Source organism: Burkholderia dolosa, assembly GCF_902499135.1.
GTDB classification, from domain to species: domain Bacteria; phylum Pseudomonadota; class Gammaproteobacteria; order Burkholderiales; family Burkholderiaceae; genus Burkholderia; species Burkholderia dolosa.
Window position 1 is genome coordinate 21,775 of record NZ_CABVPR010000040.1, and the last position, 13,665, is coordinate 35,439.

Annotated in this window: 16 protein-coding genes; 1 reads left to right on the forward strand and 15 read right to left on the reverse strand. The window is 66.4% G+C overall.

Going from position 1 to position 13,665, the window contains the following annotated elements; genetic code table 11:
* Window positions 1-512: 512 nt before the first annotated feature.
* The 12 genes from BUB20358_RS18160 to BUB20358_RS28435 form a co-directional block, all read right to left on the reverse strand.
* Window positions 513-1,877: an FAD-dependent oxidoreductase gene (locus tag BUB20358_RS18160; protein ID WP_006764607.1), complete on the reverse strand. Its 1,365-nt coding sequence runs from the start codon at window positions 1,875-1,877 to the stop codon at window positions 513-515.
* Window positions 1,878-1,936: 59 nt separating this feature from the next.
* Complete coding sequence (locus tag BUB20358_RS18165) at window positions 1,937-2,758, reverse strand: alpha/beta fold hydrolase (protein WP_006764608.1); 822 nt, start codon at window positions 2,756-2,758, stop codon at window positions 1,937-1,939.
* A gap of 35 nt (window positions 2,759-2,793) precedes the next feature.
* Window positions 2,794-3,801, reverse strand: coding sequence for a zinc-binding alcohol dehydrogenase family protein (locus BUB20358_RS18170; RefSeq protein ID WP_006764609.1), 1,008 nt, complete (start codon window positions 3,799-3,801; stop codon window positions 2,794-2,796).
* 36 nt (window positions 3,802-3,837) lie between these two features.
* On the reverse strand, window positions 3,838-4,692 hold the full coding sequence (locus BUB20358_RS18175; protein WP_035972613.1) for an alpha/beta fold hydrolase: 855 nt from the start codon (window positions 4,690-4,692) through the stop codon (window positions 3,838-3,840).
* Between the two features lie 43 nt (window positions 4,693-4,735).
* Window positions 4,736-5,455: a hypothetical protein gene (locus tag BUB20358_RS18180; protein WP_006764610.1), complete on the reverse strand. Its 720-nt coding sequence runs from the start codon at window positions 5,453-5,455 to the stop codon at window positions 4,736-4,738.
* Window positions 5,452-6,498 (reverse strand): alcohol dehydrogenase, encoded by a 1,047-nt coding sequence (locus tag BUB20358_RS18185; RefSeq protein WP_006764611.1) that lies wholly within the window; start codon window positions 6,496-6,498, stop codon window positions 5,452-5,454. Before BUB20358_RS18185 ends, BUB20358_RS18180 begins: the two co-directional genes overlap by 4 nt.
* Window positions 6,499-6,508: 10 nt before the next feature.
* On the reverse strand, window positions 6,509-7,228 hold the full coding sequence (locus BUB20358_RS18190) for a hypothetical protein (protein WP_035972614.1): 720 nt from the start codon (window positions 7,226-7,228) through the stop codon (window positions 6,509-6,511).
* Between the two features lie 92 nt (window positions 7,229-7,320).
* Window positions 7,321-8,175 carry an alpha/beta fold hydrolase gene (locus BUB20358_RS18195; protein ID WP_035972615.1) on the reverse strand — a complete coding sequence of 285 codons (855 nt, stop codon included), beginning with the start codon at window positions 8,173-8,175 and terminating at the stop codon, window positions 7,321-7,323.
* Window positions 8,176-8,316: 141 nt separating this feature from the next.
* Window positions 8,317-8,736: a response regulator transcription factor gene (locus tag BUB20358_RS18200; RefSeq protein WP_390886194.1), complete on the reverse strand. Its 420-nt coding sequence runs from the start codon at window positions 8,734-8,736 to the stop codon at window positions 8,317-8,319.
* 116 nt (window positions 8,737-8,852) lie between these two features.
* Complete coding sequence (locus BUB20358_RS18205; protein WP_035973378.1) at window positions 8,853-9,356, reverse strand: DUF3331 domain-containing protein; 504 nt, start codon at window positions 9,354-9,356, stop codon at window positions 8,853-8,855.
* A 159-nt stretch (window positions 9,357-9,515) separates the two neighbouring features.
* Window positions 9,516-10,370 carry a hypothetical protein gene (locus BUB20358_RS28430; RefSeq protein ID WP_223296903.1) on the reverse strand — a complete coding sequence of 285 codons (855 nt, stop codon included), beginning with the start codon at window positions 10,368-10,370 and terminating at the stop codon, window positions 9,516-9,518.
* An 8-nt stretch (window positions 10,371-10,378) separates the two neighbouring features.
* Window positions 10,379-10,534, reverse strand: a complete 156-nt coding sequence (locus tag BUB20358_RS28435; protein ID WP_223296904.1) for a hypothetical protein — start codon at window positions 10,532-10,534, stop codon at window positions 10,379-10,381.
* Between the two features lie 98 nt (window positions 10,535-10,632).
* On the opposite strand from BUB20358_RS28435, the gene BUB20358_RS28440 reads away from it, so the two are divergent.
* A complete protein-coding gene (locus tag BUB20358_RS28440; protein ID WP_223296905.1) occupies window positions 10,633-11,046 on the forward strand; it encodes an ATP-binding protein in 414 nt (137 codons plus the stop codon).
* Window positions 11,047-11,126: 80 nt separating this feature from the next.
* On the opposite strand, the gene BUB20358_RS18215 is transcribed toward BUB20358_RS28440, so the two are convergent.
* The 3 genes from BUB20358_RS18215 to BUB20358_RS18225 form a co-directional block, all read right to left on the reverse strand.
* Window positions 11,127-11,777: a response regulator transcription factor gene (locus BUB20358_RS18215; RefSeq protein ID WP_035972619.1), complete on the reverse strand. Its 651-nt coding sequence runs from the start codon at window positions 11,775-11,777 to the stop codon at window positions 11,127-11,129.
* A 73-nt stretch (window positions 11,778-11,850) separates the two neighbouring features.
* Complete coding sequence (locus BUB20358_RS18220; RefSeq protein WP_052688683.1) at window positions 11,851-12,330, reverse strand: DUF302 domain-containing protein; 480 nt, start codon at window positions 12,328-12,330, stop codon at window positions 11,851-11,853.
* Window positions 12,331-12,679: 349 nt separating this feature from the next.
* Window positions 12,680-13,633 (reverse strand): GlxA family transcriptional regulator, encoded by a 954-nt coding sequence (locus BUB20358_RS18225; protein WP_035972620.1) that lies wholly within the window; start codon window positions 13,631-13,633, stop codon window positions 12,680-12,682.
* Window positions 13,634-13,665 lie beyond the last annotated feature (32 nt).

Sequence of the window (13,665 nt, forward strand, 5' to 3'; positions counted from 1 at the left end):
GACCCGCTCTCACGGTGTCGAACATCGTCTGGAATCGAGTCGCATTGTCGAAAGACAGAGTGAAGACCGTCATCGTCGGCATACAGGCGGCACTGGCGCACCTCAATGAAGTGCGTGACCGCTGTAGCGAGCCGACGGCAATTCCGCCCCCGGACGGAATGACGAACGCTGTCAGCCGAAAATATCGACCGTATTGTTAATGAATTTCGGGCGAATATTACCTCACTCGAGGCCGACCGTTTCCTGACAAATTTGCGAGGGTAAGCGAGCGACGCTTCGAACTTGTCCTAGCCGACAGCGCTGCGGCCGCACCGACGCCGATCGACTACTGCGGCCTGTCCATACCGGTCCCGGCGCTCCCCCGCAAAACAAAAACGCCGGCGCGATTGCTCGCGCCGGCATCGTCGGCAAAACAGCAGGCCAGTTGCGCCGCACATCGTCGGCGGTCGCCACATGCGGACCGATCCCGCACGTCGCGCCCCGCACGCGACGCGATCGAAACTATTTCCGTTTCACGGCAGCGTCGCAAACAGCAAGTTGAGCCCTTCGGAAACGATCGGATGCCCGATGATCGCGTCGCGCACGGCCGTATACGGCAATCCGCCGAGCATCGCCATCTGCACCGCGGTCGTCACGTCGCCGGCTCCGGCACCGAGCATCGTGAAGCCGAGAATGCGCCCCGTGTCCGGCGCCACCAGCGCTTTCATGAAGCCGCGCGTGTTTCCGTCGGTACGCGCCCGCGGCACCGACGCCATCGGAAGCTTCGCGACCCGCACGTCGATGTTGCGCGCGCGTGCGTCCGTTTCGTTCAGGCCGATACGGCCGAGCTCCGGATCGATGAACAGCGCGTACGGGACGATGCGTGCCGCCGTGCTCGCCGGCCGCCGTTCGATACCGGCTTTCAGCACACGATAGTCGTCGAACGACGCGTGCGTGAACATCGGCGTGCCGGCAACTTCGCCGATTGCCCACGTGCTTTGCGCAGTCGTCGCCAGCTGGTGGTCCACCTTGATGAAGCCGCGCTCGTCGATCTCGACGCCGGCGAGCTCGAGTCCGATCCCGTGCGTCTGCGGCGTGCGCCCGGTCGCGACGAGCAGATGCGAGCCTTCGACCGTACTGCCGTCGGCCAGACTGACCGAGATGCTTTCGCCGCTCTTTCCGTGCACGCGGACGAGTTGCGCGGCAAGCTGCAGCTGGATGCCGTCGTCGGTCAGCGCCTGTTGAATCACCGTGCCGACATCCTCGTCCTCGCGCATCGCGACGCGCGGCGTATCGGTGACGAGCGTCACCGCGCTGCCGAGCCGCCGAAACGCCTGTGCCATCTCGAGTCCGATATAGCCGCCGCCGATGACGACCAGATGCTGCGGAAGCGCCGTCAGACGCAGCGCCTCGACATGCGTGAGCGGCTGCGCGTCCCGCAGGCCCGGCACGTCGGGGATCGACGCGACCGTACCCGTGTTGATGTAGACGTTCTCGCCCTCGTAGACCGTTTCGGTCCCGTCGGCCGCCCGCACCGCGATGGTTCGCGGTGCAACGAAGCGCCCGGTCCCGATCACGAGTTCGAGCCCCGACTGCTCGAACGCCCGACGATTGACGTCGACCATTCCGCTCACGACCGACGCGACGTAATCTGAAACGGCCGCCATGTCGGCGGTGACATCGTCCCGTTTCGCCGCTTCGCGCCACGCATGCATCGAACGCGCATGGTGGATCAATGCCTTGCTCGGAATGCATGCAACGTTGATGCACGACCCGCCGATCATCCCGCGCTCGATCACCGTCACTCGCCTGCCTTGACGGGCCAAATCCATCGCGAGCGATTTGCCGCCCTTGCCACCGCCCAGAAACAGGTATTCAACCCGCTTGACGTCTGCCATTCTGCTCTCCAGGTTCTATTCGTCCGACTCGAAACATATGAATCCGCGCCGAACGTGCGTCACGACCGCAGGAACGCGAGCAGGTCGGCGTTCACGCGATCGGCATCGACGACGCACATGCCGTGCGACGCACCTTCGTACACCTTCAGCGTCGCGTGCTCGACGATCCGTGCGGAAAGCCGTCCCGCATTGTCGATCGGCACGATCTGGTCGTCGTCGCCGTGCAGGATCAGCGTGGGCACGTCGATCTTCTTCAGGTCTTCGGTGTAGTCGACCTCCGAGAACTCGCGGATGCACTGGTACTGGCCGTGGATGCCGCCGCTCATCCCCTGCGCCCAGAACGCGTCGACGGTGCCCGCCGACACTGTCGCGTCCGGCCGGTTGAACCCGAAGAACGGCACGGCTAAATCGCGATAGAACTGCGAACGGTTCGCGGCCACGCCGCGGCGAATCCCGTCGAATACGTCCAGCGGCAAGCCGCCGGGGTACGCATCGGTTTTCAGCATGATCGGCGGCACGGCGCCGATCAGCACGGCTTTCGCGACCCGCTTCGTGCCATGCCGCCCGATGTAGCGCGCGACTTCGCCGCCGCCGGTCGAGTGGCCGACGAGCGTCGCTTCGCGCACGTCGAGCGCATCCAGCAGCGCAGCGAGGTCGTCCGCATACGTGTCCATGTCGTTGCTGGCGAACGGCTGTCCCGAGCGGCCGTGACCGCGCCGGTCGTGCGCGATCACGCGGTAGCCGTGCTGCAGCAGGAACAGCATCTGCGCATCCCACGCGTCCGCGTTGAGCGGCCAGCCGTGCGAGAACACGACCGGCTGGCCGGCGCCCCAGTCCTTGTAGAAAATTTGCGTACCGTCTTTCGTCGTGATGGTGCTCATGATGATGATCTCGTCGTCGTTGATTCGATGGGCGTTCAGAACCCTTCCAGCACGATCTTGCCTTTCGCCCGTCCTGCTTCGAGCAGCGCGTGCGCGCGCCGCAGATTGACCGCGTCGATCTTGCCGAGATGTTCGCCGACGGTGCTCTTGAGCACGCCGTCGTCGATCAGTGCCGCCACGCGCGCGAGCAGCGCATGCTGACGATCCATGTCCGGCGTGCGGAACATCGAGCGCGTGAACATGAACTCCCAATGGAGCGAGATGGATTTCCGCTTCAGCGGCATCGCATCGAGCGCGTCCGGATCGTCGATCAGCGCGAGCTGGCCTTGCGGCTTCAGCACATCGACGATCTGCGCGTAGTACGTGTCGGTATGCGTGAGGCTGATCACGTGATCGACGTGCTCGATGCCGACGCCGGTCAGTTGCGGCCGCAACGGCCCGCGATGGTCGATCACATGATGCGCACCGAGTTCGGCGACCCACGCTTGCGTCTGCGGCCGCGACGCCGTGCCGATCACGGTCAGCGCCGTGAGCTTGCGCGCGAGCTGCACGAGAATCGATCCGACGCCGCCGCCGGCGCCGATCACGAGCAGGCTCTGCCCGGCGCCGCCGCGCTCGGCGACCTTCAGCCGGTCGAACAGCAGCTCCCACGCGGTGATGGCGGTGAGCGGCAGCGCGGCGGCATCCGCGGCGCCGAGCGTGGCCGGCCGGCGGCTCGCGATACGCTCGTCGACGAGCCCGTACTCGGCGTAGCTGCCGGGCCGCGTGATATCGCCCGCATACCAGACCTTGTCGCCCGGCTGGAACTGTTCGACGTCGCTGCCGACCGCCTCGACGGTTCCGGCCGCGTCCCAGCCGAGAATGCGCGGGCCGCTCGGCGGCACGCCGAAACGCAGCTTCGAATCGACAGGATTGACGGCGATCGCGTCGATCCTCACGAGCAAATCGCGCGGGCCGGGCGTCGGCACCGGCATGTCCGTGTCGTACAACGCGTTCGGATCGTCGATCGGCAGACCGGCCTGCGCATAAACGATGGCTTTCATCAATGACTCCCTGAAGTGGCGAACGAAGGTCTGCGCTCACGCGCCGCGCAGGAATTCCCGCACATGGGCGACGTACGTCGGTGCGTACTGGAACAGCGCACCGTGGCCGGCATTCGGATAGACGATCAGCGTCGCGTTCGGCAAACCTTCCGCGAGGACGAAGCTGTTCGCGGTCGGAATCATGCGATCGTCGTCGCCGTTGGTCACGAGGACCGGCTGCCGGATCCGGCCCAACTTGCCGGCCACGTCGCCGCTCCAGTTGGCCCACGCGATCATCGCCTGCAATTGCGCGGAGGCGACTTCCGGCCCGGCCGGCAGATCGCGCTCCGCGCTGCGCGCATCGAGGCGAGCGACGAACGCGGCGGCCGCTCCCTGGCCGGCCGGCGTCGCCGGGAAGAACAGCCGCTTGAGCTTTTCGCTCATCGGCATCTCGCCGTCCGTATAGATCGCAAGCAGCTCCGGACGGTCCATGCCCGCGCCTTCGCCGCCTTCGGGCGCGCTGCCGGACACGATCATCCGCTCGACGAGCGCTGGTCTGGCGATCGCGATGTCCTGCGCGAGAAAGCCGCCGAGCGAGAAGCCGAGGACGTGCAGGCGGGCGAGCGTCAACGCGTCGACGAAACGCAGCACGTGTTCGGCCATCTGCGCGACCGACGTCGGCACCGTCCCTCCCGAGCGGCCGACGCCGGCGTTCCCGAACAGGATGATTTCGCGGTCCTGTGCGAGCGCATCGACGATCGCCGGATCCCAGTTGTCGAGCGTGCCGGTGAAGTGCTGCAGACAGAGCAGCGGAAGTCCGCCGTCGGCATTGCCGAAGCGGCGATACGCGTAGCGCACGCCGCACGCATCGACATAACGCGTCGGTGCGACGGACGAAGTGATTGCGGTCATGGTTCGATCCTCGATGTGCGCGCGAAGCGCGCCGTTTTGGCGCTCAGCTCAGCGCGATGTCGTGCAGGTCGATCGATACGACGAGCGGTTCCGGCAGCGCGTGCCCGTCGGGCGTTCGCGGGTAGATGCGCCGCTTGGTCGGGAAGCGGATGCCCGACACGGTCGTGTAGTCGCTGACGTAATGCGCGCCCGGCGTGTTGCCCGCGATTTCGACGTCATAGTCGAGCCGCCGGATCAGGTCGTCGGGCCCCACATAGATCGTCTGCGTCTTGCTGAACACTTCGAGCGTGTCCGGGTAGCGCACGCGAATCCTGCGCCAGGATTCCCCGTGCTCGTTCCAGATCCCGTCCTCGTCGCAGCTCACGCCGTCCCATGCGAGCACGAACGGCGCATTCAGATACGTCCACATCGCACATCCCGCGAAGAACGCGAGCTGCAGCTCGTCCCATGCGGTTTCGAGCGTATGCCCGTCGAACGATCGGCGCGGATGCTCGCGTTCCGCGAGCACGCGCCCCGACGAATCGAGCAGCGCGACGCGCTCGCCGGTGAATTCGCTGCGCGCGGCCACCGTGCCGACCGGCGCATGCGACGCCCATTGCCGATCGGTCGCGACGGTCACCGTCGTATCGTCCAGCACGCCGGCTTGACCTTTGAGGCTCCACAGTGCGCCGCCCTGCACGAGGCGCGCACGAACCTGGCGAAACCGGCGCCACTGCTCGAGACCGCCGTGCGCGTCGATGATGGATCGGGCGATCGCGTTCATGCGGCCACTCCTTTCGATTCGGAATTCATCGTCAGTACCGCGCGGAACCGGACATCCGCGCGCATCATGCGGTCGTATGCGGCCTGTGCTTGCTCGAGCGGGAACGTCTCGATCATCGGTCGAACGTTCTGCAGCTTCGCGAATGCGAGCGTCTCCTCGTTGTCGGCCACGGTCCCGGTCAGCGCACCGACGACGGAACGGCCGCCGAACACGAGGTCGACCGCGTTCACCGCGATCGGCTCGCCCGGCACCGCGACGACGATCAGCTTGCCGCGCGCGGACAGCCCGGCGACGGTCTCGGCCATGCCGGGGCCGGTCGGCGCGGTGCCGAGCACGACCTTCGCACCGCCGATCGCGCGCAGCGCGACGGCAACGTCGTCGGCACGTGCATCGATATAGCGATGCGCGCCGAGCTGCGATGCGAGCGCGGCCTTGTCCTCGCCGCGTGCGATCGCGACGGTGTAGAAACCCATCTTGTTCGCGAACTGCACCGCGAGATGGCCGAGCCCGCCGAGCCCGTGGATCGCGACCACGTCGCCCGGCCGCGCACCGGCATTGCGCAACGCGTTGAACGTCGTGAGGCCCGCACAGAGCAGCGGCGCGGCCTCGGCCGCGTCGAGATCGTCCGGCACACGAACGAGGCCGCGCGCTTCGGCCAGCATGATCTCCGCGTAGCCGCCATCGGTCGTCATCCCGGTGATCACGGGGTTCTCGCAATTGACGACGTCGCCGTGCCGGCACGACGAACAGGTGCGGTCTTCGCCGGCAAGAAAGCCGACGCCGACGCGCTGGCCGATCTGCCAGCCTTCGACGCCGCCGCCGACCGCGTCGATGCGCCCGACGACCTCGTGGCCCGGCACGCGCGGCGGCGCCCCGTCCGGTGCGTGCCGTTCGACGGTCGCGCTGTCGGAGTGGCATACGCCGCACGCTTCGACGCGGATGCGTACCTGCCCGTATGCGGGCTCGGGAATCGGCCGGTCCACCAGCTCCAGTCGTCCGGGCGCGGTCACGACCGCGGCGCGGTAGGTCGTTGCATGTGTCATGTTTTCCTCGTTACTCGAAACGGAAGTTCGACAGATCGACGCCGACGATCAGCGGCGCCGGCAGTGCGACGTTGTCCGCGGTTCGCGGATAAATGCGAAAGCGCGTCGGCATGCGGATGCCCTGCACATCGACGTAATCGTCGAGATAGCGGGCCGCCGCGTTGCGCCCCTGGATGTCGACCTCGTAGTCGTGCCTGCGCAGCAGTCCGTCCGCGTCGAAATAGAAGGTCTGGACCGCGCTGTGCGTCGCGATCTCCGGCGCAAACTCGACACGCAGCCGCCGCCACGGCAAGCCGTCGACCTTCCACGGCTCGATTTCGCGGCTGCGCACGCCGCTGTGACGCAGCAGAAACGGCGACGTCAGATACGTCCACATCGTGTAGCCGGCGAAGTATGCGAGCTGTGCGTTCGACCAAGGCGTCTCCATGTCGTAGCCGTCGAACGATGCGCGCGGATCGTCGAGCGTATCGACGACGCTGTCGTCGGCGCGCCTGATCTCGACGCGCGACGGCGTATAGACCGAATGGTCCGTGGTCGGCGCGAATGGCGCGTGCGACACGCGCTGCTCGTGCAGCTGCACCGTCACGCGCGAATCGGTCAGCACGCCGTCGCGCTGCTTCAGCTTCCAGATCACGCCCGTGTGATGCAATTGCGCGGACACGCTGCGGAAGCTTCGAAAGCGCTCCATGCCGCCTGCCGCGCGAATGGCGAAATCAACCAGATCTTCCATTTGCGATCCTGATAAATGCGAGTGTGTTGTCGAAGCGATCCGGCGCGCCGCCCGACCGAAGTACGGCCGGCGCGCGGATCTTCCGGCGGCGCTCAGCCGACGTCGTTGCCGACGAATGCCGCGATATGTGCTGCGCAGGCCTGCGGATATTGAAGCTGCGGCCCGTGCCCCGCGCGCGGCAGCGTGACGACATGCAGCGTCGGCAGCCGGCCGTTGAGCGCGTACCAGTTCTCGACCGGGAACACGATGTCGTGATCGCCGCCCAGATGAAGAACCGGGATCGACGTCGACTTCAGCGCATCGAGCACTGCGGCCACGGGGAACACCGGGTTCTTCGGGCCGTCGCCGACCTGCTGTCCCGCCCACTCGACCGGCACGGCCGGACTCAGATCGACCTTGCGCTGCGCGACGCGCGCGGCCGCCCGTTCCGCCGCCGCACGGCTGTCGGCCGACGTCGGTTCGAAGAACAGCGTGACGAAATCCTCGAAGTCGTTCTCGCGCCTGGCCATCGTGTAGAACAGCTGCTCGCCCGGCTTCACGAGCGGCCCGGGTGGCGTCGTCGCGATCAGAACCGCATGCGTGACGAGCTGAGATGCTTGCGCAAGCACGATCTGCGCGGCCATTCCGCCGACCGACCACCCGCCGATGACGACCTTCCCCAGCTTCAGCGCGACGATCAGATCGATCGCGTCCTTCGCGAGCGATGCGGGGTGATACGTGCGCTCGCCGGTGGACTGTCCGAGGCCGCTGTAGTCGAAGATCGTGACCTGGAAGCCGCGCTCGGCGAGGCTGTCGAGGAACAGCGGATCCCATGTGTCCATGGTCCCGCGAAAGCGCACGCACAACACGAGCGGCGTGCCGCTGCCGATGGTGCGGTACGCGAGACGCCGCCCGTCGACGTCGACGAACTGCGTTCTGGCGCTGAGGCTCGGCGTATCGTTTTTCATCAAGATCCTCCCGTCGTTTTCAAGCAAGTCGTGTCGTCGAGCGTTCGACGCCACGGATAGGCTGCGGCCGATTCGTCGTCCCGCACGAACGGCGCCGATACGGTCCGCCCGCTGCCGTCGCGATGTACGGACGAGCGCGCGTCAACGCGCTGCGAGCGCGCGGCTCATCCACTGCGCGAGTTCGGCCGGATCGAACGGCTTTTCCAGCACGCATAACGCGCCGAGACGCGCCGCCTCCGCGAGCCGGTCCGCGGTCACGTGCCCCGTCACGAAAATGACCGGCACGTCGCAGCGCTCGGCACGCAGGCATGCGAGCAACTCGATGCCGGACATCCCGGCCATCTGCACGTCGCATACGATGCAGTGCGACGGCGCATCGCGGCCGTGTTCGAGAAACGCTTCGGCGGACGCGTACTGCCGGACCCGCGCGCCCATCGCACGGACGAGCGATTCCAGCGCCTGTCTCATCGCCATTTCATCGTCGATGATGCAAACCGTCTTGTCGTGCACAGAGTCTCCCGCATGACGCCAGGCTCTCGGCTTCACGCTGGGAAGCGTCACCGTGTAACCGCGAGCGTATCGGCGGCACCGGCGCGTCACAATCATGCCGAGGTATGGTTGCCGCAATACCGGGCGCACGACGATGCACCGCTCGCGAGCGTCGCGCGCGTCGCCGCTCACGCGCGCTCCGACCGGTCACGGTCGACGTCGCCGGTCCGCTCGAGCCGATACCGCGACGCCGCTTGCAGCGGGCAATCGCTTGCCGGCAACGGCGTCACGGCAGCCGCATGGATCATCCGGTCCCAGTTGCATGGAACGGTCCGGCCGCGTCCGCGCGGCCGATACACGCGATCGCCGCGATTGATCGGCACGCCGGTCAGCACACATCGCGACGACGTCCGTGCAATCACGCAATGCCACACTTGTTCACCGAAATGCCCGGATCGCGGATCGCTCCAACGCACGCTGACCGACGTCCTCGACAGAATCTCGACGATCGTGATCTGCGCGCCGGCCCGCGTATCGTCATCCGGCTTGCCGTCCGCCCGCATGCGGCGAGCCGGACGACGGCGGCCGGCCGACACCGTACCGTTGCGTGCGGCCGGCATGCCCGACGGATCGAGCAAGCGGATCAGTGCCCTTTCGAATACATCGTCCTGTGCAATCGTTGCTTGCGTCATTTCGCCCGTCCTTGTCGCATCGAATGCCCGTCTGCCGCGATCGCGGCAACCGGCTCCGGTGTGCGAACGCCGCACACACGTCGTATCGTCCCGACTGCCGACGTTGACTGCATCGCTCGCTACGACACCGAGTCTATTGAAACGGCCGCGCACGCTCCATCAGTCCGTGGTCTCTGATCGCTCATACCAAGGTGTGCACCGGCGCCGCGCAAGACGCATGTCGGCCGCAGAAAACATCGCACGCGTGACGACGAAAACGACGCGCGCAAACGCACGCATCGCGACGTGGGCCGAGCAGCACGCGCTCATCTGCCTTATAGTGGCAGCTACGTCGAAGACGGCCGACGCATGCCGTCCGCTCCGCCGTCCCCCTCCATCATCCGGCTTCGCGCGCATCGCGCGAGGTCTTAGCGTTCCATCCGTGTCGCCATGTCCACGCTTGCCGCCATCGCGCCCGACCCGTTCACTTCGTCGAATCCCGCGGAAAGCGAGCTGTTCCTCAGCGCGCCGATTCCGATCCTGATCGAGGACTGGTCGCGCGTATATCGCGCGATCAAGGAACTGCAGGCATCGGGCGTCGCCGATATCGACCGCTATTTCGACGCGCATCCGGAAGCCGTCTCGAACCTGCGTGCGTTGCATTCGTTCGTCGCCGCAAACGACGCCGTCGTCGCACTGTTCGACGCGCAATCGCGCGAGCATTTCCTCGCGCATGCGCAAATCCTGTTGCCGGCCGACCGCCTCAGCAACAGTGCCGTGCTGCGCGCGATCTACGAGAACAAACCTGCCTGCCAGGGCGAACGCACGCTCGTCACGTTCGCCGGCCGCACCGTGCCGATCGTGTGGCGCTGCTCGTTGCCGAACGACGAGGAAGGTTATCGGCGGCTCCATTTCTACGCGTTCGACGTCACCGAACAGAAGGAGAACGCCGAGCGGCTCGAAGCGCTGCGTGCGGAAATGGCGCGGGCGACACGCGTGTCGCTGTTCGGCGAAATGTCGGCGTCGATCCTGCACGAAGTCAGTCAGCCGCTATCGGCGGCCAGCGCGGCGGCCGACGCATCGTTGCGCTGGCTGTCGCGCGACGAGCCGAACGTCGACGAAGCGTCGGCCGCGATCGCGAACGCGGCGCGCTGGGCACGCGACGCGATCGAGATATGCCGGAAGATTCGTGGTTTCATCGGCAAGGCGCCGGTGCAGTTCATCGACTTTCCGGCGGTCGAATCGGTAAAGGCGGCGCTGTTCCTGATCGCGCCGGAAGCGGGCGCGAAGGACGTTCGTGTCGACAGCAGCGTCGATCCGGACATACGCGTATTGGCCGGACCCGGTACAGATCCAGCAAGTCCTCGCGAATCTGCTGCTGAACGGCATTCAGGCGATCGACATGGGTCCGTCGCGCGAGCGCGTGCTGGCCGTGACGGTCGTCGCAGCGGCGGGCGAAGTCGTCTTCGACGTGCGCGATACGGGGCCGGGCGTCGAGCCGGCAAAGGTCGATCAGCTGTTTCAGCCGTTCTTCACGAGCAAGCGCGACGGGATGGGAATGGGACTGACGGTCGCACGCGCGATCGTCGAAGCGCACCACGGACGGATGTGGGCACATGGCGAGCCGGGCGTCGGCAGCTGCTTCTCGTTCGCGCTGCCGGCGCCCGCGGATGACGGCACGCACGCATTGCGTCACGACCGCAGCCGATAGCGTCGCAAACTGCATCCGGCGAGCGGCGCCGTCGAGTCGGCGGGCGCGGCGCAGCCGGAATCCGTCGTTGCGTTAGCCGGTCACGCGGCCGAGCGGCTATCCGATAGCTGCACGCCGATCGCCTCGGACTTGCGCACGAGATCCACGAGCGACGACGCATTCATTTTGCGCATCACCGACGCGCGGTGCTGCTTGACGGTGATCAGGCTCAACCCGAGATGCGATGCGATCTGCTTGTTCAGCGCACCGCTGATCACATACGACAGCACTTCGCGCTCGCGGCGCGTCAGAAGCTCGAACGACTGCTGCAGGCGCTTGCGCGCATCGTTCTCGGTTCGCCGCGCCGCGTCGAGCGACAGCGCGAGATTCACGGCATCGATCAGTTCCTGATCCGTGAACGGCTTGACCAGAAAGTCGATCGCACCGCCCTTCAGCGCCTTGCGACACACCTCGACGTCGGCGAAGCCGGTCATCACCACGATCGGCAGCGCCGGGCGATCCTGCGCCTGCTGGAACATGAGTCCGCTCTCGCCGCGCAGCCGCACGTCGAGCAGCAGGCAGCTCGGCGCGTCCTGCCAGCTTGCCGCGCGAAACTCGCCGGTGCTCGCGAACGTCACGACGCGCAGTCCCATCGAACGCAGCAGCGTATCGAGCGACGCACGCACGGACGAATCGTCGTCGACGATGTAGACGACGCCAGCCGAATCGTCTTGCGTTGCTGCATTTGACATAGCGTGTGTCCCAACCATCCATTCCGTTATCGTTCGTCGCCGGCACGCGCGCGCTGCCCGTGCGGGACACGCGTCATCGTTGCTGCGTGCGCGCTGCCGCGCACTGCGCGGCCGCTTCGATCGCAGCGTTCAGCTTGTCGTCCAGTTCGAGCCCGACCGATCGGACGTCGCCGTTTCCGAACTGGCCGAGCACCGTCGACGGCAGGTCGTATTCGATTCGCGTTCGTGCATCGTCCGCGCCGTCGATCAGGACCGTCAAAGGTGCATAGAGCGCCGCGCGGACATCGATGCGCGTCATCCGCCACGCGATCAGCGGATTGCCCACGTGATACCGGTACGCAACGCGCGGCCGGCCGCTCATCGCGAACAGGACGCCGTGGTCGAGCTTGTCGAACAGCATCAGGCCGTGCGGCCCTTGCATCACTTCGATCTGCCGCGCGGCCGCGGCCGGATCGTCACGCATCAGCGTCAGCGCGTTCCGGTCGAGCGTACCGAGCACGCCGTCGAACGCGGCGATGAAATCGGTGGCCGGCAGCTCGTACGTCCGGCTCACGTGAACTATCTCGAACGATCGGCGTGAAATCTGCTGCATTGGCTGTTTCGCAAGTTACCGGGTGTCAAGCGGACGATCCGTCGTCGACGAGCCCGCGATGAACATCGCGTCGTGGGGCCGCGGCGCGAGACGAACCCGCACGCACGACCGCCGGTCACCCGGCGCGGGCGCGCTGGCCCGACGCGGCGAGCCGACACCCGCGACGCCGCGACAGGACAACGCTGCCCGGGACCGATGCCGGCCCGAACAGCAAACATTCTATTGATGAAGCGCGTATGCGGAGGGACTCAATTCCCTCGTTTCGCGTCATGCTGCATTGCGCAGCGAGCGATACGCGCCGGCGCGCGCGTCAGTCGGCGCCGGTGCGCTCCGGCTTGCGCTGGCGCCGCAGCGCCTGAGGCGGTTGGCCGAATGCGCGGACGAACGATCGCCTCATGCGCTCCGGATCCGCGTAGCCGGTTTCGCGCGCAATCGTGTCGATGGTCCACGACGAACTCGTCACGAAATCCCGCGCCGTCTCCAGCCTGATGCGTTCGACCGCCTTCGCAGGCGTGAGGCCCGTTTCGTCCTTGAAGCGGCGCGTGAACTGGCGCTTGCTCATGCGCGCGACGTCGGCCAGTTTTTCGACGGTCAGATTCGTGCCGAGATTCGTCCGGATGTGCGTGATGACGTCGTGGATTCGATTGGAGCGCGCCGGATGGTCGATCAGCACCGAGTTCTGCGGCTGCGATCCCGAGCGCCGCCAGCGCTCGAGCACGAGGTCTTTCGCGACCTGCAGCGCGGCGTCCGCGCCGAGATCGTCCTCGAGCATCGCGAGCGCCATGTCCATCGCCGTGCTCATTCCGGCCGAACTCCACACGCGGCCGTCGCGCACGAAGATGCAGTCCTTCTCGACCGACACGGCAGGATAGCGATCCCTGAATCGATCGACGAAAGCCCAGTGCGTGGTCGCGCGCCGGCCGTCGAGCAGCCCGGCTTCCGCCAGCAGAAACGCGCCGAGGCAAATCGACGCCATACGCTCGACGTTGTCCGACAGACGGAGCAGCAGTTCGCGCATGCGGTCCGTGAGCGGCGGCGTCGACAGCGACGCGCCGACGAACACGGTATGAAGCTCCGACACCAGCGCCGGCTTCGTCGACGCGATCATGCCGAACGAAGCCTCGACCGGACCGCCGTCTTCGGAAATCACGCTGACTTCGTACAGCTTTCGTCCCGCTCGAAGATTGGCGATGTCGAAAACGGACAACGCGAGCAGACTCATCACCTGGAACTGGGGGACGACGACAAGTCCAATGCGGCGCATGCTGAACCTCACGCGGAGTGGCATCGCCGCTG